The 19,115-nt window shown below is 65.8% G+C and carries 20 protein-coding genes; 8 read left to right on the top strand and 12 right to left on the bottom strand.

Annotated elements, in window-relative coordinates; translation table 11 throughout:
* Nucleotides 1-162: 162 nt before the first annotated feature.
* The 3 genes from ACE10X_RS42635 to ACE10X_RS42645 form a co-directional block, all read right to left on the bottom strand.
* Nucleotides 163-1,470 carry an HlyC/CorC family transporter gene (locus ACE10X_RS42635; protein WP_028343265.1) on the bottom strand — a complete coding sequence of 436 codons (1,308 nt, stop codon included), beginning with the start codon at nucleotides 1,468-1,470 and terminating at the stop codon, nucleotides 163-165.
* Between the two features lie 117 nt (nucleotides 1,471-1,587).
* On the bottom strand, nucleotides 1,588-2,730 hold the full coding sequence (gene aroB, locus ACE10X_RS42640) for a 3-dehydroquinate synthase (RefSeq protein WP_375763840.1): 1,143 nt from the start codon (nucleotides 2,728-2,730) through the stop codon (nucleotides 1,588-1,590).
* A complete protein-coding gene (locus ACE10X_RS42645; protein WP_038387778.1) occupies nucleotides 2,727-3,359 on the bottom strand; it encodes a shikimate kinase in 633 nt (210 codons plus the stop codon). The genes aroB and ACE10X_RS42645 overlap by 4 nt, the downstream gene beginning before the upstream one ends.
* A gap of 145 nt (nucleotides 3,360-3,504) precedes the next feature.
* On the opposite strand from ACE10X_RS42645, the gene ACE10X_RS42650 reads away from it, so the two are divergent.
* The 5 genes from ACE10X_RS42650 (at nucleotide 3,505) to ACE10X_RS42670 (ending at nucleotide 8,348) form a co-directional block, all read left to right on the top strand.
* Complete coding sequence (locus tag ACE10X_RS42650; protein WP_016843561.1) at nucleotides 3,505-3,651, top strand: hypothetical protein; 147 nt, start codon at nucleotides 3,505-3,507, stop codon at nucleotides 3,649-3,651.
* A 16-nt stretch (nucleotides 3,652-3,667) separates the two neighbouring features.
* Nucleotides 3,668-4,651, top strand: coding sequence for a site-specific tyrosine recombinase XerD (gene xerD, locus ACE10X_RS42655; RefSeq protein WP_051003248.1), 984 nt, complete (start codon nucleotides 3,668-3,670; stop codon nucleotides 4,649-4,651).
* 268 nt (nucleotides 4,652-4,919) lie between these two features.
* A complete protein-coding gene (locus ACE10X_RS42660) occupies nucleotides 4,920-5,882 on the top strand; it encodes an acetyl-CoA carboxylase carboxyltransferase subunit alpha (RefSeq protein WP_038387030.1) in 963 nt (320 codons plus the stop codon).
* A gap of 229 nt (nucleotides 5,883-6,111) precedes the next feature.
* A complete protein-coding gene (locus ACE10X_RS42665) occupies nucleotides 6,112-7,623 on the top strand; it encodes a murein L,D-transpeptidase family protein (RefSeq protein WP_038387031.1) in 1,512 nt (503 codons plus the stop codon).
* A 329-nt stretch (nucleotides 7,624-7,952) separates the two neighbouring features.
* Entirely contained in the window at nucleotides 7,953-8,348 is a 396-nt protein-coding gene (locus tag ACE10X_RS42670; protein WP_038387032.1) for a nuclear transport factor 2 family protein, read from the top strand.
* A 45-nt stretch (nucleotides 8,349-8,393) separates the two neighbouring features.
* Here the strand turns inward: ACE10X_RS42670 and ACE10X_RS42675 are convergent, their stop codons facing one another.
* Together ACE10X_RS42675 and ACE10X_RS42680 are read right to left on the bottom strand one after the other, a co-directional pair.
* Complete coding sequence (locus tag ACE10X_RS42675) at nucleotides 8,394-8,624, bottom strand: hypothetical protein (RefSeq protein ID WP_028337297.1); 231 nt, start codon at nucleotides 8,622-8,624, stop codon at nucleotides 8,394-8,396.
* A 68-nt stretch (nucleotides 8,625-8,692) separates the two neighbouring features.
* Nucleotides 8,693-9,769 (bottom strand): flavodoxin family protein, encoded by a 1,077-nt coding sequence (locus ACE10X_RS42680; protein ID WP_375763841.1) that lies wholly within the window; start codon nucleotides 9,767-9,769, stop codon nucleotides 8,693-8,695.
* A gap of 200 nt (nucleotides 9,770-9,969) precedes the next feature.
* On the opposite strand from ACE10X_RS42680, the gene ACE10X_RS42685 reads away from it, so the two are divergent.
* The 3 genes from ACE10X_RS42685 to ACE10X_RS42695 are packed head-to-tail and all read left to right on the top strand — an operon-like array spanning nucleotide 9,970 to nucleotide 11,422.
* The gene (locus ACE10X_RS42685) at nucleotides 9,970-10,593 is read left to right on the top strand and encodes a phosphatase PAP2 family protein (RefSeq protein ID WP_051003182.1); all 624 of its coding nucleotides are present in this window, start codon (nucleotides 9,970-9,972) and stop codon (nucleotides 10,591-10,593) included.
* Nucleotides 10,590-10,937, top strand: coding sequence for a DUF3147 family protein (locus ACE10X_RS42690; protein ID WP_038387034.1), 348 nt, complete (start codon nucleotides 10,590-10,592; stop codon nucleotides 10,935-10,937). The genes ACE10X_RS42685 and ACE10X_RS42690 overlap by 4 nt, the downstream gene beginning before the upstream one ends.
* Nucleotides 10,934-11,422, top strand: a complete 489-nt coding sequence (locus tag ACE10X_RS42695; RefSeq protein ID WP_038387035.1) for a DUF3147 family protein — start codon at nucleotides 10,934-10,936, stop codon at nucleotides 11,420-11,422. The genes ACE10X_RS42690 and ACE10X_RS42695 overlap by 4 nt, the downstream gene beginning before the upstream one ends.
* A 6-nt stretch (nucleotides 11,423-11,428) precedes the next feature.
* Here ACE10X_RS42695 and ACE10X_RS42700 read toward each other — a convergent pair whose 3' ends face one another.
* The 7 genes from ACE10X_RS42700 to ACE10X_RS42730 all read right to left on the bottom strand — a co-directional run bounded on the left by ACE10X_RS42700 (nucleotide 11,429) and on the right by ACE10X_RS42730 (nucleotide 19,063).
* Nucleotides 11,429-12,130, bottom strand: a complete 702-nt coding sequence (locus tag ACE10X_RS42700) for an ABC transporter ATP-binding protein (protein WP_375763842.1) — start codon at nucleotides 12,128-12,130, stop codon at nucleotides 11,429-11,431.
* Entirely contained in the window at nucleotides 12,123-12,857 is a 735-nt protein-coding gene (locus ACE10X_RS42705) for an ABC transporter ATP-binding protein (protein WP_021081562.1), read from the bottom strand. Before ACE10X_RS42705 ends, ACE10X_RS42700 begins: the two co-directional genes overlap by 8 nt.
* Entirely contained in the window at nucleotides 12,844-13,938 is a 1,095-nt protein-coding gene (locus tag ACE10X_RS42710) for an ABC transporter permease (protein ID WP_038387037.1), read from the bottom strand. The genes ACE10X_RS42705 and ACE10X_RS42710 overlap by 14 nt, the downstream gene beginning before the upstream one ends.
* Nucleotides 13,939-13,945: 7 nt before the next feature.
* Entirely contained in the window at nucleotides 13,946-15,163 is a 1,218-nt protein-coding gene (locus tag ACE10X_RS42715; RefSeq protein WP_028337305.1) for a substrate-binding protein, read from the bottom strand.
* A 4-nt stretch (nucleotides 15,164-15,167) separates the two neighbouring features.
* Entirely contained in the window at nucleotides 15,168-16,025 is an 858-nt protein-coding gene (locus ACE10X_RS42720; RefSeq protein ID WP_038387038.1) for a branched-chain amino acid ABC transporter permease, read from the bottom strand.
* 42 nt (nucleotides 16,026-16,067) lie between these two features.
* Nucleotides 16,068-17,582 carry an amidase gene (locus ACE10X_RS42725; RefSeq protein ID WP_375763843.1) on the bottom strand — a complete coding sequence of 505 codons (1,515 nt, stop codon included), beginning with the start codon at nucleotides 17,580-17,582 and terminating at the stop codon, nucleotides 16,068-16,070.
* 296 nt (nucleotides 17,583-17,878) lie between these two features.
* A complete protein-coding gene (locus ACE10X_RS42730) occupies nucleotides 17,879-19,063 on the bottom strand; it encodes a substrate-binding domain-containing protein (RefSeq protein ID WP_038387040.1) in 1,185 nt (394 codons plus the stop codon).
* Between the last annotated feature and the right edge of the window lie 52 nt (nucleotides 19,064-19,115).

The following is a 19,115-nucleotide window of genomic DNA, read 5'->3' on the forward strand; positions in this document are numbered from 1 at the left end:
ATCCATCAAATCCGTCATCCCCGCGCAAAGGCTGCGCCTTTGTCGCTGGAGGAGCGCGCAGCGCGTCTCGAAGGATGCACAGCCCGGCCGATGGCCGTCGACCCTTCGAGACGTCGCGGCTCCTCAGGGTGACGGTGGCGGATCTGCGCTTGCCGCCCAGCGCTAGAACGCCGTCCCCGCCCGCTTCGGCTTCTTCTCCTCCAGCTCGGTCTCGCGCGGGACGGCGACGATGCGCAGCGCGGTGATGCGGTTGCGCTCGCGGCGGAGCACGCGGAAGCGGAAGCCGTGGAAGGTGAAGCTCTGGCCACGCTCCGGGATCGAGCGCGCCTCGTGGATCACGAGCCCGGCGACCGTGGTCGCCTCCTCGTCCGGCAGGCGCCAGTCCATCGCACGGTTGAGATCGCGGATCGGCACCGAGCCGTCGACCACGACCGAGCCGTCCGGCTGGGCCCGCACGCCGGCGACGACGACGTCATGCTCGTCGGAGATATCGCCGACGATCTCCTCCAGGATGTCCTCCAGCGTCACCATGCCTTCGACCTCGCCATACTCGTCGACCACGAGGGCGAAGTGGGTCTTGCGGCGGCGGAACGCCTTCAGCTGTTCGGAGACCGGACGCATCTCCGGCACGAACCAGGGCGGCAGCGCGATCGCGGTGGCATCGATCGCGGACATGTCGCCGTCGTTGGCGCGCATCGCGCGCAGCAGGTCCTTGGCGTGGAGCACGCCGACGATGTTCTCCGGCTTCTCGCGCCACAGCGGGATGCGGGTGTATTCGCTCGCCAGCACCTCGCGCACCAGCTCCTCGGGCGGCAGGTCGGCGTTGACCATGGTCATCTCGGTACGATGGACCATGACGTCGGAGACCTGCAGCTCGCTGAGATCCAGCAAGCCGCCGAGCATGTCGCGGTCCTGCTTCTCGACCTTGCCCTCGTGATGCAACAGATCGACCGCACCGCGCAGGCGTTCGGTCGGCGACAGCACCGCCTGATGCGCCCCGACCTTGATGCCGAGCAGCTTCATCAGCGCCAGCACGATGGTCTCGATGATGGTGAGCAGCGGCCCAAGCACGAAGATCGTCAGCCGCATCGGCCGCGCGACCAAAAGCGAGATGCGATCGGGCGCGTTGATCGCGATGGTCTTGGGCAGCACCTCGGCGAACACCACCACCATCACGGTCATGACCGCGGTGGCATAGAGCACGCCGACATCGCCGAACCAGGCGGTGAACACGCCGGTCGCCAGCGCCGAGGCGCCGATATTGGCGATGTTGTTGCCGAGCAGCAGTGCGCCGATCATGCGCTCGCGCATGTTGAACAGTTTCGACACCACGCCGGCATCGGTGTTGCCCTGCTTCGACAGCCGCAGCATGCTGGCGCGCGAGGCGCCGGTCAGCGCCGTCTCACTCGCCGCGAAAAACGCCGAGATGAACAGACAGAGCAGCACGATCGAGAAGGTAAACCATCCCACTGAATTGATCCGTGGTTAGAGCATGATCCGGAAAAGTGCGTCGCGGTTTTCCGAAACGATCATGCTCAAATCAAAGAGATAGAGTGGGATGACGATCCGAAGAAGCGTCATCCCGCTCTAGGCCTTCAGCTTGGCTTGCAGGAAGTCGCGCACCGGCTGCGGCTCGACATTGTTGGCGATCACGGCGCGGCCGACGGCCTCCAGCAGGATGAAGGTGAGCTTGCCGCGCTTGACCTTCTTGTCCTGCGCCATCAGCGCCAGGAGCGCGTCGGCGTCGGCAAGACCTTCCTGCGCGAAGCCTGCGATATCCTGCAGGCGCGTCGGCAATCCGACCGCGGACAGATGATGCGCGATGCGCCCCGCATCATCGGACGAGATCATGCCGAGCTGCGCCGAGAATTCCGCCGCGAGCACCATGCCGACCGAGACGCCTTCGCCATGGAACAGGCGATCCGAAAAGCCGGTCGCGGCCTCCAGCGCATGGCCGAAGGTATGGCCGAGATTGAGCAGCGCCCGCTCGCCGGTCTCGCGCTCGTCGCGCGAGACGACGCCCGCCTTGGCGCGGCAGGAGGTTGCGATCGCGTGCTCGCGCCCGGCGCCGCCGGCGAAGATGTCGGTGTGGTTCTTCTCGAGCCAGGCGAAGAAGGCCTCGTCGCCGAGGATGCCGTATTTCGCGACCTCGGCGTAGCCGGCGCGGAACTGGCGCGGCGACAGCGTGTCGAGCACCGAGGTGTCGGCGATCACCAGCACCGGCTGGTGGAATGCCCCGATCAGGTTCTTGCCCTGCGGCGAGTTGATGCCGGTCTTGCCGCCGACGGAGGAATCGACCTGCGCCAGCAGCGAGGTCGGCACCTGCACGAAATCGACGCCGCGGCGCAGGATCGCGGCCGCGAAGCCGGCGAGATCGCCGACCACGCCACCGCCGAGCGCGATGACGAGGTCATTGCGCTCGATCTTCGCCGCGATCAGCGCTTCGCTGACCTCGGTCAGCGTGGCATAGCTCTTCGAACCCTCGCCCTCCTCGACGACGATCCGCGACGTCGGCACGCCTGCCGCGGCGAGCGACGCCTCAGTCGGCTCCAGCCAGTGCTTCGCGACGGTGCGGTCAGTGACAATGGCGGTACGCACGCCGGGCCGCAGCGCCGCGACACGCTCGCCGAGCGACTGCAGCACGTCGCGGCCGATGACGATGTCATAGGCGCGGTCGCCCAGCGCGACGTCGACGGTAACGGAGGCGGAATGTCTCAAGGGCGCAGTCATGAGGTCGCGTTCAATCCGTCAGGTGGTGGCTCGTCGGCCGGACGCGCACCGCACAGATGCGCATGCAGGGCCTCGAGGCATTCGTCGACGATGCGGTCGTGCGGCACGTCGCGCGAGGCAATCGTCAGATCGGCATTCCGGTAGACCGGCTCGCGCTCGCTGAGCAGGCGGTTGACGGTCGCCTCGGGGTCGGGGGTGTGCAACAGCGGACGATCGGCGCGGCGGCGCACCCGGCGCATGATGATATCACTGTCGGCCTTGAGCCAGATCGAGATCGCGCGGTCGCGGATCCGGTTGCGGGTCTCCTCGCGCATGAAGGCGCCGCCGCCGGTCGCCAGCACGATCGGGCCGTTATCGAGGATGCGGGCGATCACCCGCGCCTCGCCGTCGCGGAAATAGGGCTCGCCGTGGGTCTCGAAGATCTCCGGGATCGTCATCCGCGCCGCCGCCTCGATCTCGGTGTCGGCATCGGCGAACGGCAGCTTGAGCCGTGCCGCCACCCGGCGGCCGATGGTCGACTTGCCGGCCCCCATCATGCCGACCAGCACGATCGATCGCGTCCCCAGCACGGCCGCGATGTCGGCCTCCAGGGTCGGGTGGGTGGGCGCCGGTACGGCTGCGTCGGACATCAAAAAGCTCGGATATTGGGACGAATTGTTCGGAATTCGAGCCACCTATACTACCCCCGGCGACACCCTTACCAGCGACTCTTGCAACCGCGCGGGGAACATGTTGGATGATTTCATTGGTTAATTCGCCGCCCGAGTCGCCTCCATGCCCAGCCTGTTCCGTTTCCTGACGGTCGTCGCCGTGATTTTCGGGATCGGCTACGGCATCGTCTTCGCGCTGGCGAATTTCGTTCACCCGAAACCGCGGGAAATGACGGTGACCATCCCGCCGGATAAGTTCCTCAAGAAATAGGCGCTATGATTCTGGCATGCCCGCTGCTGCCAAACATCCCGCCAAGACCCTCGCCAAGTCCTCCGACGCCAAACTGACCGCGTTGTTCCTCGACATGCTCGCCGCGGAACAGGGCGCCGGCGCCAACACGCTCGACGCCTACCGGCGCGACCTGACCGATTTCTCCGACTACCTCGCCCATGCCGGCGCCGATTTCACCAGCGCCGACACCGAGACGCTGCGCGGGTACCTCGCCGATCTCGATACTCGAGGATTCAAGTCGACCAGCGTGGCGCGGCGGCTGTCGGCGATGCGGCATCTCTACCGCTTCCTGCTCAACGAGCGGATCCGCAGCGACGATCCGGCCGCGATCCTGTCCGGCCCGAAGCGCGGCCGCGGCCTGCCCAAGGTGCTGTCGATTGCCGACGTCGACCGCATGCTGACCCGCGCCAAGGAGCTGACCCAGACCGACGTCTCGCCGGCGCAGCGGCTGCGCGCGCTGCGGCTCTACTGCCTGCTCGAGGTGCTCTACGCCACCGGCCTGCGCGTCTCCGAGCTGGTGTCGCTGCCGGTCTCCGCGGCGCGGCGCGATGCGCGGATGATCGTGGTGCGCGGCAAGGGCAACAAGGAACGGCTGGTGCCGCTGAACGACGCCTCGCGCCAGGCGATGGCGGACTATCTCGCGGCGCTGGAGGTGATGCAGCCGAAGGCGAAGAAAGCCGCGCCGTCGAAATGGCTGTTTCCGTCCTCCGGCGAGAGCGGCCATCTGACCCGGCAGCATTTCGCCCGCGACCTGAAGGAGCTTGCGGGCGCCTCCGGCCTTGCGCCGCGGCTGGTGTCCCCGCACGTGCTGCGTCATGCCTTTGCCAGCCATCTGCTGCACAATGGCGCGGACCTGCGCATCGTGCAGACCCTGCTCGGCCACACCGACATCTCGACCACCCAGATCTACACCCATGTGGTCGAGGAGCGGCTGAAGAGCCTGGTCCGCGACCTGCATCCGTTGGCGGAGAAGTCCTAGCTAGGATCCGTAGCCCGGATGAAGCGCAGCGAAATCCGGGAATGGTATTTCCGCCGATATAGCTCCCCGGATTGCGCTTCGCTTCATCCGGGCTACGAGCAATCCGCCTTGACTTCCGCTTCGTCTCCGCAGAAAGAGCGTCACCTGCTTGCGATCCCGAAGCGTGCATTCCACCCGGATGCGCGTTAACCGTTTGAAGTTACAAAGCTTCTCTTTCCAACGCCGAAACCGCTTCGCCCCTCGCACCGATCTTCCCTATATTGAGTTGATGCCCGACCCGATGCGCAGCTATCTCGACTTCGAAAAACCCGTCGCCGAGCTTGAATCCAAGATCGACGAGTTGCGTGCGCTTGCCGCGAGCGGCAGCGACATCGGCGACGAGGTCGCGCGGATCGAGGACAAGGCGGCGCAGGCGCTCACCGAGCTCTATTCCAATCTGACGCCGTGGCAGAAGACGCTGGTGGCGCGGCATCCGCAGCGACCGCACTTCACCGATTTCATCGGCGGCCTGATCACCGAATTCACGCCGATGGCCGGCGACCGCAAATTCGCCGACGACGAGGCCCTGGTCGGCGGCTTCGGCCGCTTCCGCGGCGAGAGCATCTGCGTGGTCGGCCAGGAGAAGGGCGCCACCACCGAGAGCCGCATCAAGCACAATTTCGGCATGGCGCGCCCCGAAGGCTACCGCAAGGCGGTGCGCCTGATGGAAATGGCTGACCGGTTCGGCATCCCGGTGCTGTCGATCGTCGATTCCGCCGGCGCCTATCCCGGCATCGGCGCCGAGGAGCGCGGCCAGGCCGAGGCGATAGCGCGCTCGACCGACGCCTGCCTGTCGCTCGGCGTGCCCAACGTCGCGATCGTCACCGGCGAAGGCATGTCGGGCGGCGCCATCGCCATCACCACGGCGAACCGCGTGCTGATGATGGAGCACGCGATCTACAGCGTGATCTCGCCGGAGGCGGCATCCTCGATCCTGTGGCGCGACGGCACCAAGGCGCAGGAAGCCGCCAACAGCATGAAGATCACCGCCCAGGACATGCTGCGCTTCGGCGTGATCGACCAGATCCTGAAGGAGCCCTCGGGCGGCGCTCATCGCGACCCTGCCGCGATGATCGTGACCACGGGCGATGCCATCGCCCAGGCGCTCAACGACCTACGAAATCTTGATCCGGACGCGATTCGCAAGCAGCGGCGCCAGAAGTTTCTCGATATCGGCCGCAAGCTCGGCTGAGGCATCCAAACCGCCCGATTTTTCGCCCAAATCGACCAATTTTGCCCTAATTGGGCCCCGAGCCGGGTCTTTAACGTTCCTTGAACCATGCCTGCTACCGTGAGGGCTGTCCGCCCCGGTTCAGGTTGCGAGCAGGGGTCGTCGAAGGCTAATATTTTACACAATGGCTTCAGGGCATATTCGCCGTGTTGGGGTCGCGAAAATCGCCCGGTGGGTGTGGAGTTCGGACTTGACTCATCGCACGCTCGTACGCGCGCTTCTGACCTCGGCGGTCCTCGCCGCAGGCGTCATGCTCGCCGGTTGTGACAGCGACCAGATCTCGCTCGCGCAGAACGCCAAGGCCAACCAGCCGGTCCCGCCAAAGCTCGTCGCCGCCATGACCGAGAAGGACATGGACATGCAGTCGCCGATCCTGGTGCGGCTGTTCAAGCAGGAGGCCGAGCTCGAGGTCTGGAAGCAGAACCGCTCCGGCCAGTTCGCGCTGCTCAAGACCTATCCGATCTGCCGCTGGTCGGGCGATCTCGGTCCGAAGGTCCGCGAGGGCGACCGCCAGGCGCCCGAAGGGTTCTATTCGATCAACCCGAGCCAGATGAACCCGCAATCGGCCTATTACCTGTCGTTCAACACCGGCTATCCCAACGCCTTCGACAAGGCGCTCGGCCGCACCGGCTCGCAGCTGATGGTGCATGGCGACTGCTCCTCGCGCGGCTGTTACGCGATGACCGACGAGCAGATCGCCGAGATCTACTCGCTCGGCCGCGAATCCTTCTTCGGCGGCCAGAAGGCGTTCCAGCTGCAAGCCTATCCGTTCCGGATGACGCCGGTGAACATGGCCAAGCACCGCAACAATCCGAACATGCCGTTCTGGAAGATGATCAAGGAAGGCTATGATCATTTCGAAGTGACGAAGCAGGAGCCGAGGGTCGATTTCTGCGAGAAGAAGTACGTGTTCGACGCGGTGAAGGCGCCGGGCGCGACACGCGATCCGGTGTTCGACGCCTCCGCGAAGTGCCCGGCCTATGTGATCCCCGAGGAGATCGCGAGCGCCGTGCACGAGAAGGAGCAGCGCGACGCCGCCGACACCGCCAAGCTGGTGTCCAAGGGTACGCCCGTTGCGCGCCTCAACACCGGCATCGACGGCGGCATGAACGCGATCTTCGCCTCGAAGATTCCGGAAGGAAACACCGGCCTGTCCGAAGGCGGCGACAGCCAGGCGCTGGCGTCGATGTCGCTGGCACGCGCGCCGGGCACGATCCCCGGCACGGTCAATCCGCCGAAGCCCAATCTCGCGGTCCAGCAGGACGAGCCGGTCGTGGCGACGACGTCGTCGACCCCGGTCGCGACCCCATCGTCGGCCGGCACCCGCATTGCCTCGGCGAACGCGTCCGACAAATCCGCCTCTGACAAATCCACCTCTGACAAATCCGAAGGCTTCTTCTCCAGCTTTGCCCGCAAGGTCGGCATCGGCGGCACCGCCGACGCCAGCAAGACGACCGCACCGCCCCCGGCTCCGGTCGCTGCCGCACCGGCCAAGCCGAAGGTCGCCGAGGCCAAGCCGCAATCGGTGGTTCGCGTCGCCCCCAAGGCTGAGCCGAAGCAGGCCGCCAAGCCCGCGCCGAAGCCGCAGGTCACCACCGCCGCAGCCGCCGCACCGGCCCCGACGCCGTCGACCCAACTCGCCGGCTCCGCGCCTGTCGTGCAGACCAATTCGTTCGACACCCGCTTCTCGGCGGTGAAGTAGGCGCGGCGCCTCTGCACGAAGACAGCTCGCTGCCGCTCGTCGCAATGATGCTGTAGCGCAAACTATTTCCAGCCGTCGTCCCTGCGAAAGCAGGGACCCATACGCCGCGGCCGATGTCGTTGAAGGGACTCGTCGTTCCAGCGGCGCTTAACAATCAGCGTCTGTGGTTATGGGTCCCGGCCTTCGCCGGGACGACGCGTGTGTGGCGCGACCAACACGGCAGGAGACAGCGGTCGCCCGCCTCAGCAATCCTTGGCCGGCACATTCCTCTCGCCAATCACGCACTGACGATCGTCAGATGATGCGCGGGGCACAGCCGGGAGATCGCGATGGATGATCACACGGTACGCACGGCCCTGCAGCGCCATTGGGACGCGTCGGACGCCAGCGATTTCGAGCGCGAGCACGAGATCTACCACGAGGATGCGGTGCTCGATTATCCGCAATCGGGCGAGCGGATCCGCGGCCGGCGCAACATTCAACAGAGCCGGACGGTTCAGCCGAACACAAAGCGCTTCACGATCCAGCGCATGATCGGCGGCGGCGATCTCTGGGTCACCGAGTTCGTGCTGACCTATGACGGCATCCCGTCCTACACGGTGAGCATCATGGAGTTCCGCGACGGGCTGGTCGTCCACGAGACGCAGTACTTCGCCGACCGGTTCGAGCCGTCTCCCTCGCGCGCGCACCTCGTCGAACACATCGGCGGGACGCCATCGCGCTAAGCCGGCGCGAAGAGTTGCCGTCCTGGCCCGCCGTAGCAGCGACGGTTACATGCCGTGGCTCTCAAAGACCTTCTTGCAGCTGCGGCTCAGGCTGGCCCGCTTCATCTGAAGACAGTTCTGCACGGCACCGTCATTGCCGAGGTCCTTCCGGCAGAAGCGCTGTGCATCGCGCGTGCACGCGCTCTGTTCCGATGGCGTACCGGAATGCTGCGCCAACGCGGCACCGCTGCTCATCACGGCAGCAGCAACAAGAGCTGCAATCGAAATATAGCGCATTGTGACTTCCTCCCGCGGCCTAACGGGCAGCCGGGGCGCTTCGTTCCTTTGGAACCCGGATTCCAACCCTACTTCGGCTGCGGATCCTCAAGCCCCTTGCCGGGATCTTCCAGATGCCCGGTGCGCGCGAGGTCGACGGCGGCGCCGAGCGCCAGCGCGACATTGCGCACCTGTTCCTGAAAGGCCCTGTCTTCGTCGAGATCGCGATGCGACGTCGCATAGGGCTTCATGTAGCCGACATAGCCATCGATCTCGGCCCTGCCGCCGGCCGAGATCAACTCCATGTCGGTGAGCCAGTCCGCAAGAAAGCGGCGGCATGTTTCCGCGCCGACGCTGTCGCCGTGGACCACGATGCCGAAATGCCGGCCGCGCAAATGCTTGGGGTATGGCCAGCCCTTGAGTTCGAGCGCCTTGGCTTCGCTCACGGTCTTGCCGTGGGTTGAGGTCGGATCGGGATTGCCGCCATCGGCGCAGACCAGGCGATCGATCATCGCCTTGAGTCCGGTCGGCGTCTGGTACCAGTTGACCGGCGAGATGATCATGATGCCGTGCGCGCGCACCCACAGCGGATAGATCTCGTTCATCCAGTCGTCGGCTTGCCCGAGCGAGTAGTTTGGATAGCAGCTGCACGGCCAGTGGCAGAGCGCCATCGAGGTGGACACGCAGGACTTGCAGGGATGAATTTCCCTGCCGAACTCCGACGTCAGCCGCGACAGATCGAGCACATCGACTGCGAGGCCCATCTCGCGGAAGGCGGACTCGGCGATCTCGACCATGCGCCAGCTTTTCGACATCTCGCCGGGACAAGTGTGCTCGCTGCGCGAGGAGCCGTTGATCAGCAGGATATGCGGCGTTTCGTTTGGATCGTCGTGCCTGCGCTGCGCTTCATCGATGGCATCGCGCGCGGACAGCCAATCGACCGCGAGATCATAGTCGGGATCGGTAAATCCGGGGCCCGCCTTGCGGGTAACCGGCGCCTTGCGCGAATGACGATAGGCGTCCCAGGCACCGGCGATGATCGTCGCGAGCTCCGTCTGCATGGATTGAAAAACCGGATCGGCAAATCGCTTCCGGTAGCGCCGCTCGAATTCATCGCGCGAAAGCTTGACCGGCGGCATCCCCTTGCGAACGTCCGGCTCCGTCATCGACACCTCTCCCTGACTACAATGTATCGCCCGCCCTGCATTCCCGTTGGCGCGCGAAACCTCGGGGTGAAGCCTCGGGATCAAGTCGAGACGGGCAAGAGTTCAAGACCATCGATCTGCATTTGGTTCCTTCGGGCGACGCCCTGCGCGCCCGTTATTGGACCCATGCCGCGGCTGGCGCGTTGGATGGGAACCTGACCATGTTTACGACAGCCAGAGTTCGAGCACGCCACCAGCGAGGCGCCCCCTTCCCGATCACCATTCGCCCGACCGCGGCGGACGCCATGATCGCGCGTGCGATCGCCCGCAACACCGCACCTGCGCCGGAAGAGATCGCCCGCACACTGACCTGGGGCGCTGACGAAAAGGTCCTGCTTGCGCTCGCCGCCGCCGGGTGGCTCGCCTCGCGTGGGCGCGGCGCCTCGCTCGAGCGCGCCGGCAATCACGCGCTGCTGGTGACGGTCGCAGCGTCGCTGCTGCCGCATGGCCTGAAATTGCTGTTCAATCAGACCCGCCCGGATCGCCTGACCGTGGCCGGCCACGCCAATGGCATCCCGATCTCGGGCAAGCGCGACGACGCCTTTCCATCCGGCCACGCGCTGCATATGGGCGCACTGGCGTCGGCGGCCGCGACATTGCCCGCCGGCGCGCGCCGCGTGATCCAGTCCGTCGCGGTCGGCCTTTCGCTGACACGCATCATGGTCCTCGCACACTGGACGAGCGACGTAATCGCGGGATTTGGACTCGGCGTGGTTCTCGAGCGGCTGCTGCGATTGTGGACCGGCTATCCCGGTGACGATCCGCCGCGGGGCAAGGCGCGATGAGCGAATATGTCATCCGCTTTCTCGTGGGCGGAGCCGTGGTGTCGGCCTTCGCGATGCTGGGCGACATTCTGCGTCCGAAGAGCTTTGCCGGCCTGTTCGGCGCGGCGCCGTCGGTCGCGCTCGCCACCCTCGGCATCGCCGTGTATCAGCACGGCGCCGACTACGCCGGCCTGCAGAGCCGCGCGATGATGGCCGGCGCCGTTGCGCTGGCCGTCTATAGCTTCGTGGTCTGCCAACTGCTGATTCGCGTGAAACTCCGCGCTGCCCCCGCCACATTGCTGGCGCTGATCGTCTGGCTCGCAATCGTGTTCGGCTTGCTGGGCGTTGGCGGAGGACAGGCATGACACCGGTCCGCGTCTCACTGTCCTCGCTCAGGGAAAGCCGCTGGACCGAATATCTGATCCGCTTCGTGCTCGGCGGCGGCGTCACCGTCCTGACCGGCCTGATCAGCAGCACTTGCGGCGCCTATATCGGCGGCGCCTTTCTTGCACTCCCCGCCATCTTCTGCGCCAGCGCGACCTTGATCGAGAAGCATGAAATCCGCCGCAAGCGGAACGCCGGCCTCGACGGCACATGGCGCGGGCAGCAGGCCGCGGCGCTCGATGCCGCGGGCGCAACGCTCGGCGCGGTCGGCATGCTGGCATTTGCCATCGTCTTCTCGCTGACGGTGGATCGCAGCGTCGCGGCCGCCTTCATCGCTGCATCGCTGGCCTGGCTGATCTGCTCGGTCGCGGCCTGGTATGTGCGTCGCGAGATGCGATCGGCACGGCGGACGCGGACGCCGGGAGACGGCGTGATCGGCCGCAAGACCGACCGCCTGCCGCATTGAAGCCTGCTACGGCGCCAGATAACGCAGCAATTCCGGATCGCTCCGCACCTCGCTCGCGCCGCCCTGCAGCGCGACGCGGCCGCGGTCCAGCACATAGGCATAGTCGGCGACGCGCAGCGCGAGATCGAGATGCTGCTCGACGATCACGACCGAGATGCTCTTCGCGAGCTCGATCAGCCGCTCAGTGATCTCCTCGATCACGCCGATCCAGACGCCTTCGGTCGGCTCGTCCAGCAGCAGCAGTTTTGGATTGCCGAGCATGGCGCGGCCGATCGCCAGCATCTTGCGCTCGCCGCCGGACAGCGTGCCGGCCGGCTGGTCGAGGCGCTGGCCGAGTTTCGGGAAGATGGCCAGCACGCGATCGACCGCGCTGGCATCCGGATTGAACAGCGAGCCGACCGCGAGGTCGTCGCGCACCGACAGGCGGGCGAACACCGAATGCTCCTGCGGCACATAGCCGATGCCGGAGCGCACCCGCTCCTCGGTGCGGCGCCGCGTGATGTCGCGGCCGTCGAAGAACAACTCACCCTGCGAGCTTGCGAGCTCGCCGACGATGGTCTTCATCAGCGTGGTCTTGCCGGCGCCGTTGCGGCCGAGCACGGCGACGCCGCCGCGCCAGGGAATGCCGATGTTGACATCGAACAGGACCTGGCTGCGGCCATAACCGGCATCGAGATGCCGGATATCGAGGAAGGTTTGCTCAGGCACGGCGAAGATAGATCTCCTGGACGCTTTTGTTGGCCTGGATCTCCGCGACCGTCCCAGAAGCCAGCACCTTGCCTTGGTCGAGCACGGTGAGGCGATCGCAGATGTCGCGGATGAAATCGAGGTCGTGTTCGACGATGACGAGCGAGCAATGCTGCTTGATCGGCTGCAACAGCTCGCCGGTGACGCGACGCTCCTCGAGGCTCATGCCGCCGGTCGGCTCGTCCAGCAGCAACAGCCGCGGCTTGCCGGCGAGCGCCATCGCGATCTCGAGCCATTGCTGCTGGCCGTGCGACAAGGCCGCGGCGGCATCATGCGCGCGATCGGCGAGCCGGAACTGGGTCAGCATCGTCATCACCTGATCGTGCAGCTTCTTGCGGGTGCGCGACAGCACCAGATCGAACAGCGAGCAGTGCGCCTGCAGCGCCAGCAGGATGTTGTCGTACAGCGTTAGCGTCGGCAGCACCGAGGTGATCTGGAACTTCAGGCTCATGCCGGCGCGGGCACGCTCGGTCGGCGTGAACGCGGTGATGTCGGTGTTGACGAAGGAGACCTTGCCAGTAGTCGGCACCTCGGCGCCGGCGACGCATTTCATCAGCGTGCTCTTGCCCGAGCCGTTCGGGCCGATCAGGCCGTGGAACTCGTTCTCGCCGACGGTCAGCGCCGCACCGTCGAGCGCGGTCAGCTTGCCGAACACCTTGCTGATCCCTTGCGCCTCAAGGAGCGGCATTGCCGGTCTCCTTCGGGGCCTTGCCGAAACCGCCGACCCGCTCGCGCTCGCCGAGCACGAAGGAGATCAGCCCGAGCGGGCGGAACATGATGACGAGCAGCAGCAGCACGCCGAGGATGATCGGCCAGACGTCGCGGTAGTTGTCCGACAGCCAGAAGCTGACGCCCTCGATGATCACGGTGCCGATCACGGCGCCGATCAGCGTGCCGGAGCCGCCGAACAAGACGTAGAGCACAACCTGGGTCGAGAACACGACGCCCAGCATGTTGGGCCAGACGAAGCCCTCGTGGAAGGCATAGAGGCTGCCGGCGAGGCCGGCGATGGTGCCGCCGACCGCGAAGATGATCGCCTTCAGGTGCTGCGCCTTGTAACCGAAGAAGGCGATACGCTGCTCGTTCTCGCGCAGCCCCGCGAGCGCGAGCCCGAATTGCGAGCGCACCAGGAAGCGGCAGAGCAGATAGACGACCACGAGGATGCCGAGCACCATGTAGTAATAGATCGGGCCCTCCTCGAACTCGTAGCTGCCGAGGGTGAGCGGCGGGATCGACGGGATGCCGTTCTGGCCGCCGAGATAGTACCAGCCGCGCGCCAGCCGGTCCGCGGCATAGGAGCCGGTCAGGGTGCCGAGCGAGACGAAGATCACGCTCGAGGGATAACGCCCGAGCAGCAGGAAGCCGCCGAGCAAGAGCGACGCGGTGAGCCCGATCAGCGTGCCGGCGGGCAGGATCAGGAGGATCGACGTGACGTTGAGATCGCGTGCCAACAGCGCCACGCCGTAGCCGGCGGCACCGAAGAACAGCGCCTGGCCGAAGCTCATGATGCCGGCATAGCCCCACACCAGGTCGAACGACAGTGCGAACAACGCGAGGATCACGACGCGGGTGGCGAACACCGTGAGATAGTCCGGCAGCACCCATGGCAGGACCAGTGCGATCAACAGCACCAGCCCTTCCACGATCGGCAGGACCTTCCATCCTGCCGATACCCGTCCCGCCGGCGCGCTTGCGGCCGGTGCACCCTCGCCCGTCACGACATCTGGTTCCTCACCGACGCGTGCGACAGCTTCTCTTGCTCCAACCATTGATCGCTCAGCATTCCTTGGGATCAACGAGACCGTCGCTGCGCGCCACGATCTCATAGTTCCCGCCCTTGGCAACAGCGGTGTACATCTTCATCTTGCAGTGACGCTTGCCCGGCACCATCTCCGCGGGTCCGCCCGGCCCTTCGGCGATCTTGGCGTGGTCGAGCGCGGCCGCAACGGAGTCGCGGTCGACCTTGCCGGCTTCCTTGACCGCCGCTTCCCACAGCTTGAGGCCGCGATAGGTTCCGGTGGCGGCGCTGCCGGCCGCGAACAGGAAGTTGCCGGGGAAATCCTTCTCATAGGCCGCCTGGAGCTTGGCGTCGAACGGATCCTCCTTGGTCAGCACCTTGAAATAGTCGAGGCAGCTCGCCAGGCCCTCGATCTCGTTGGCCTGATTGATGTTGAGGGTGTTCTCGTCATAGTAGACGCAGGCGAGCCGCCCGCCGTTCTTGAGGAAGCCGGCTTCATAGAGCTGCTTGAAGAACGGACCGACGCCGGGCGGGATCACGGTGTTGAACACGACGTCGACCTTGTTGGAGATGACGCGGTTGACGGTGGCCGAGAAATCGACCTGGTCGAGCGGGTAATATTCCTCGAACACCACCTCGCCGCCGTTCGACTCGATCACCTTGCGGGCGTAGACGTTGAGCGTGTGCGGCCAGACATAGTTGGCGCTCGGTAGCGCAAACTTCTTGCCGCCGTTCTTGATCAGCCAGGGAATGAAGGTGTCGCATTGCTGCGCCGGGGTCGGGCCGGTGCAGAACAGATAGGGCGTGCACTCCTTGCCCTCGTAGAGCTGCGGATAGATGTAGAGCGTCTTGCCGCGCGCCACGATCGGATCCTTGATCGCGTTGCGCATCGACGAGGTGATGCCGCCCAGCACCATGTCGACCTTGTCGCGCTGGATCAGCTTGCGGACATTGCCGACCGCGACCGATTCGTTCGAGGCGGTATCCTCGATATAGAGCTCGAGCGGCCGGCCGAGCAGGCCGCCGCCGGCGTTGATCTCCTTGATCACCATCTTGGCGACGTTGGCGTCGGCGTTGCCGGCATAGGCGATCGGGCCGGTCAGGTCGGTCGCGATGCCGACCTTGATCGGTCCCTCGGCGGCGTTGGCCCAGTCGGGCCTGACCACCCAGCTGCCGACCCCGGTCGCGAGCGCGCCGGTCGCGAAAGCGAAATTGCTCATGAAGCGGCGGCGCGTGAGATTGGTGCGATCGAACATCTGACTAAACCCCTTTTCCCGATATGAGGCCCTGCGGGCGGAATTTGATGAAGGCAATGGCGAGCACGAAGACGAGGACGTCGGCGACAACAGGAGACATCACCCATGGCAGCGCCGCGCTGAGCGTGCCGATCACACCGGCGCCGGCGACCGGGCCGATGAAGGAGCCGACCCCGCCGACCATCACGGCGACGAAGCCCTGGATCAGGAAGCGGATGCCGAGATCGGCAAACAGACTGAACACCGGCACGATCAGCGCGCCGGCAAGCCCGGCGAGCGCCGCGCCGAACGCGAAGGTCGCCCCGTAGATCAGGGGCGTCGAGATGCCCGACGCGCGGGCCAGCGCCGGATTCTCCAGCGTGGCGCGGACCCGAAGCCCGAACGAGGTGCGCGCCAGCAAGAGATAGCAGCCACCCATCACCAAGAGCGTGATCACGATGATGGTGAAGCGCCAGGCCGAGATGTGGACCGAGCCGAGGTCGATCGAGCCGCCGATCGGCTCCGGCACAGTGAGATAGAAGCCGCCGATCAGGCCGCGCACGCTCTCGCGTATGATCAGCCCGAGCGCATAGGTGCCGAGCATCGCCACGATCGGCGCGGCGTAGAAGCGCCTGATGATCAGCGCCTCCAGCACGAAACCGATCGCGCCGACCACGAAGGGCGCGGCGACCATGCCGACCCAGACCGGCGCGCCATGGGCGTAGGCCAGATAGGTGACATAGGCCCCGAGCAGGACGAACTCGCCCTGCGCGAAGTTGAAGATGCCCATCATGCTGGCGATGATGCCGAGCCCGAGCACCACCAGCACGATAATCGCGCCGAAGCTCACGATCTCGAACGCCGCGGCAAAGGTGCTAGCCATGGCGCTCGATCCATCCAGCCTGCGTCTGCAACAAGCGGCGCCTCACATCTTCTTCCAGTCGCCGGCCTGCTCGAAGGCGTGCGCGGCGCTGTAGATGGTGGATTCCTCGAACATCCGGCCGACCAGCATCAACCCGACCGGCAGGCCGTCGACCATGCCGCAGGGCAGCGACATCGCCGGGTGATGGGTGATGTCGAACGGCGCGGTGTTGGTGATCATCTCGAGCGCGCGGGCGACATAGTCCTCGCGGCTGGCATTGGCCGCCGGCAACGCCGGCGCCTTCATCGGCGTGGTCGGCAGCAGCAGCAGGTCGTAATCCTTGAACGCCTTGTCATAGGCCGCGGTGAGGCGGCGGGAGATGTTGAGCGCCTTGCCGTAGAAGCGCGGACCGAAATTGTTGTTGATGTAGGTGCCGAGCATCATGAACAGCTTGGTGGTCTCCGACAGCGAGTCCGCCTGGCGGCGCCAGCCGCGATGGAAATCCATCAGCGAGGTCGAATAGAGGTCGGGGCGGCTGAGGCCGTAGCCGTCGCCGAACATCATGGTTTGGGTCAGGCCTTCGGTGCCGATCGGGGTCCAGATCGCCGGGCCGACCATGTGCATCGGGATCGACACGGTGTCGACCGACGCGCCGAGATCCTTGAAACGCTTGGCCGCCTCGCGCACGCTTTCATTGACCGCGGCCTCCGCGGTCGGCTGCTCGAAGCCTTCCTTGAGGATGCCGATCTTCATGCCCTTGACGCCTTTGCCCAGCGCCTTGGTGTAATCCTCGACCTTGGGCGCCTTGATGCGCGGATCGTAGCCGTCGTCGCCGGCGATCACCTCGAGCAGCAGCGCGTTGTCCTCCACCGTCGCGGTCATCGGTCCGGTGTGGTCGACGAAGATCTCGATCGGCATGATGCCGGTATAGGGCACGAGGCCCCAGGTCGGCTTCATGCCGTAGGTGCCGCAGAACGAGGACGGCATGCGGATCGAGCCGCCCTGGTCGCCGCCGATCGCCATGTCGACCTCGCCGAGCGCGACCACGACGCCGGAGCCCGACGACGAGCCGCCGGCCGAATAGCCCATCTTGTGCGGATTGTGCACCGCTCCGTAAGAGTTGGTGTGGCTGCCGCCGGACAGGCAGAAGTGCTCGCAATGGGTCTTGCCGGCGATCTCGGCGCCGGCATCGAGCATGCGCGTGACGATGGTGGCGTCGAAATCGGGGATATAGCCTTCCAGCGTCGACGAGCCGTTCGTCATCGGCACGCCGGCCAGCATGATGTTGTCCTTCAGCGCCACCGTCTTGCCCTTGAGCTTGCCGGAGGCCGCGCCCTTCACGGTCGACTTGTAGTACCAGGCGTTGCGCGGGTTTTCCTCCGCCGACGGGCGATAGCCCGGCGTGCGAGGATATTTCACCTTGGGCAGCTCGTCCGGCATCGCGGCGATGACGTTGTAGGCGTCGATCGAGCCCTGCATCAGGCCGCGGAACGAGGCCACATCCTCATCGGTCAGTGACAGGCCGCACTGCTCGGCGACGGCACGAAGTTGCGTTGGCGTGGGAAGGACGACGGTCACGGCGCTCTCCTGAAGCTTTTGATCTTTGGATTTGATCCCTCGACGCAGGGTGCAGCGGCGCGTTGCCCGCGCGAACCGCTCACCTCGTCGCTGTATTGAAAACGGAAATATTTTCCTTTTCAAGTATTATTTCGTAAGGCTCCCTCTCCCGCTTGCGGGGGAGGGTTGGGGTGGGGGTGGCACCGCGAGTCATATCGTGGAGAGAACCCCCACCCGTATTGCATCTTCGATGCAATACGACCTAAGAGCCAGCTCCGCTGGTCTCGACCCCGCAAGCGGGAGAGGTGAAGAAAGACTCAGATCGGCTTGATCACCCTGAAGTCGAGGCCGTCGGCTTCGGCAAGATACATCGGCATCCGGGCGTGGCCGCTGCGCACCGTGACCGGACCGCGCGGGCCGCGATAGACGAGGTTGTCCGCCGCCGCGAGCAGCGGCCGCATGTCCAGCGTGCCGGCGCGGTTGGCGGCGGCCTCGAGCAAACAGAACCCTTCATAGGCGGACTCGCTGCACGAGCCGACCGGCGGCGCGAACGCCCCGAACATCGCGCGATAGCGCTCCCTGAAATCGTCGCCGGCCTGCGAGCCGACGGAGGGGAAATAGCCGGAGGCGCAGTACAGGTTCTCGGTCTTGTCGGCGCCGATGCCGAGCAGCGCGGTCTCGTCGAAACAGCCGGCAAAGCGCAGCGTGGTGGCGGCAAGGCCGGCATCGGCGAAGGCGCGGTTGAAGGTCACGCTGTCGGTACCGATCAGCGAGATCAGCACGACATCGGGCTTCGCAGCACGGATGCGTTCCAGCTGCGCCTCGTGATTGTCCTCGCCGACCGGCACGAACTCCTCGCCGACCACCTGGCCGCCGGTCTCCTTGATGTAACGCTTCACCGCGCGGTGCGACTGCCATGGCCAGACATAGTCGCTGCCGATCAGGTACCAGCGCGAGGCGCGCTTCGCCTCGGCCAGCCAGTGGATCGACGGCCGGTTCTGCCAGCGCGGCGTCTCGCCGATCGCGATGACGCCGGGCGTCCGCTCGCCGCCCTCATAGACCGGCGTGTAGATGTAGGGGATCTTGCTGCGGGTGATGAGGCCGCGCAGCGCGACGCGCACCGCGCTGGTGTGCATGCCCATGATGAGATCGACGTCGTCGGACGCGATCGCCTGCTCGGCGCGGTCGAGCACCTCCTCGATCGGTCCGCCGGCGTCATAGACCGAGAACTCGATCTCGCGGCCGAGGATGCCGCCGCGCCGGTTGATGTCGGCGACGGCAAGCTGCGCGCTCGAGGTCGCGGCCGGTCCCCACATCCCGGGCGAGCCGGTGCAGCAGACGAAGCCGGCGATCCGCAGCCGGCTGCGCGCACCGCGCGGACCGAAACCGTCCCGATCCATCGGGGAAAACACCCGATCGGACCGCGCCGACGTCAGGTTCCGGAACAGCAGGGATGGCGGGCATGGAAGGCCGCCATACCTGTTGCTCGAGGTTCGGGCCATGACGTAGGGCGTCGAATGCACACCTGCTCCTGTCTGGCACCGGCAAGCCGCG

This window comes from Bradyrhizobium sp. Pha-3, from assembly GCF_042258325.1.
Classification (GTDB): domain Bacteria; phylum Pseudomonadota; class Alphaproteobacteria; order Rhizobiales; family Xanthobacteraceae; genus Bradyrhizobium; species Bradyrhizobium elkanii.

What these genes read in the sequence shown, in the direction of transcription:
- aroB (WP_375763840.1), bottom strand. Translation starts at nt 2,730, where the DNA reads ATGACTGCGCCCTTGAGACATTCCGCCTCCGTTACCGTCGACGTCGCG.
- ACE10X_RS42645 (WP_038387778.1), bottom strand. Translation starts at nt 3,359, where the DNA reads ATGTCCGACGCAGCCGTACCGGCGCCCACCCACCCGACCCTGGAGGCC.
- ACE10X_RS42650 (WP_016843561.1), top strand. Translation starts at nt 3,505, where the DNA reads ATGCCCAGCCTGTTCCGTTTCCTGACGGTCGTCGCCGTGATTTTCGGG.
- xerD (WP_051003248.1), top strand. Translation starts at nt 3,668, where the DNA reads ATGCCCGCTGCTGCCAAACATCCCGCCAAGACCCTCGCCAAGTCCTCC.
- ACE10X_RS42660 (WP_038387030.1), top strand. Translation starts at nt 4,920, where the DNA reads ATGCCCGACCCGATGCGCAGCTATCTCGACTTCGAAAAACCCGTCGCC.
- ACE10X_RS42670 (WP_038387032.1), top strand. Translation starts at nt 7,953, where the DNA reads ATGGATGATCACACGGTACGCACGGCCCTGCAGCGCCATTGGGACGCG.
- ACE10X_RS42675 (WP_028337297.1), bottom strand. Translation starts at nt 8,624, where the DNA reads ATGCGCTATATTTCGATTGCAGCTCTTGTTGCTGCTGCCGTGATGAGC.
- ACE10X_RS42680 (WP_375763841.1), bottom strand. Translation starts at nt 9,769, where the DNA reads ATGACGGAGCCGGACGTTCGCAAGGGGATGCCGCCGGTCAAGCTTTCG.
- ACE10X_RS42685 (WP_051003182.1), top strand. Translation starts at nt 9,970, where the DNA reads ATGTTTACGACAGCCAGAGTTCGAGCACGCCACCAGCGAGGCGCCCCC.
- ACE10X_RS42690 (WP_038387034.1), top strand. Translation starts at nt 10,590, where the DNA reads ATGAGCGAATATGTCATCCGCTTTCTCGTGGGCGGAGCCGTGGTGTCG.
- ACE10X_RS42695 (WP_038387035.1), top strand. Translation starts at nt 10,934, where the DNA reads ATGACACCGGTCCGCGTCTCACTGTCCTCGCTCAGGGAAAGCCGCTGG.
- ACE10X_RS42705 (WP_021081562.1), bottom strand. Translation starts at nt 12,857, where the DNA reads ATGCCGCTCCTTGAGGCGCAAGGGATCAGCAAGGTGTTCGGCAAGCTG.
- ACE10X_RS42710 (WP_038387037.1), bottom strand. Translation starts at nt 13,938, where the DNA reads ATGGTTGGAGCAAGAGAAGCTGTCGCACGCGTCGGTGAGGAACCAGAT.
- ACE10X_RS42715 (WP_028337305.1), bottom strand. Translation starts at nt 15,163, where the DNA reads ATGTTCGATCGCACCAATCTCACGCGCCGCCGCTTCATGAGCAATTTC.
- ACE10X_RS42720 (WP_038387038.1), bottom strand. Translation starts at nt 16,025, where the DNA reads ATGGCTAGCACCTTTGCCGCGGCGTTCGAGATCGTGAGCTTCGGCGCG.
- ACE10X_RS42730 (WP_038387040.1), bottom strand. Translation starts at nt 19,063, where the DNA reads ATGGCCCGAACCTCGAGCAACAGGTATGGCGGCCTTCCATGCCCGCCA.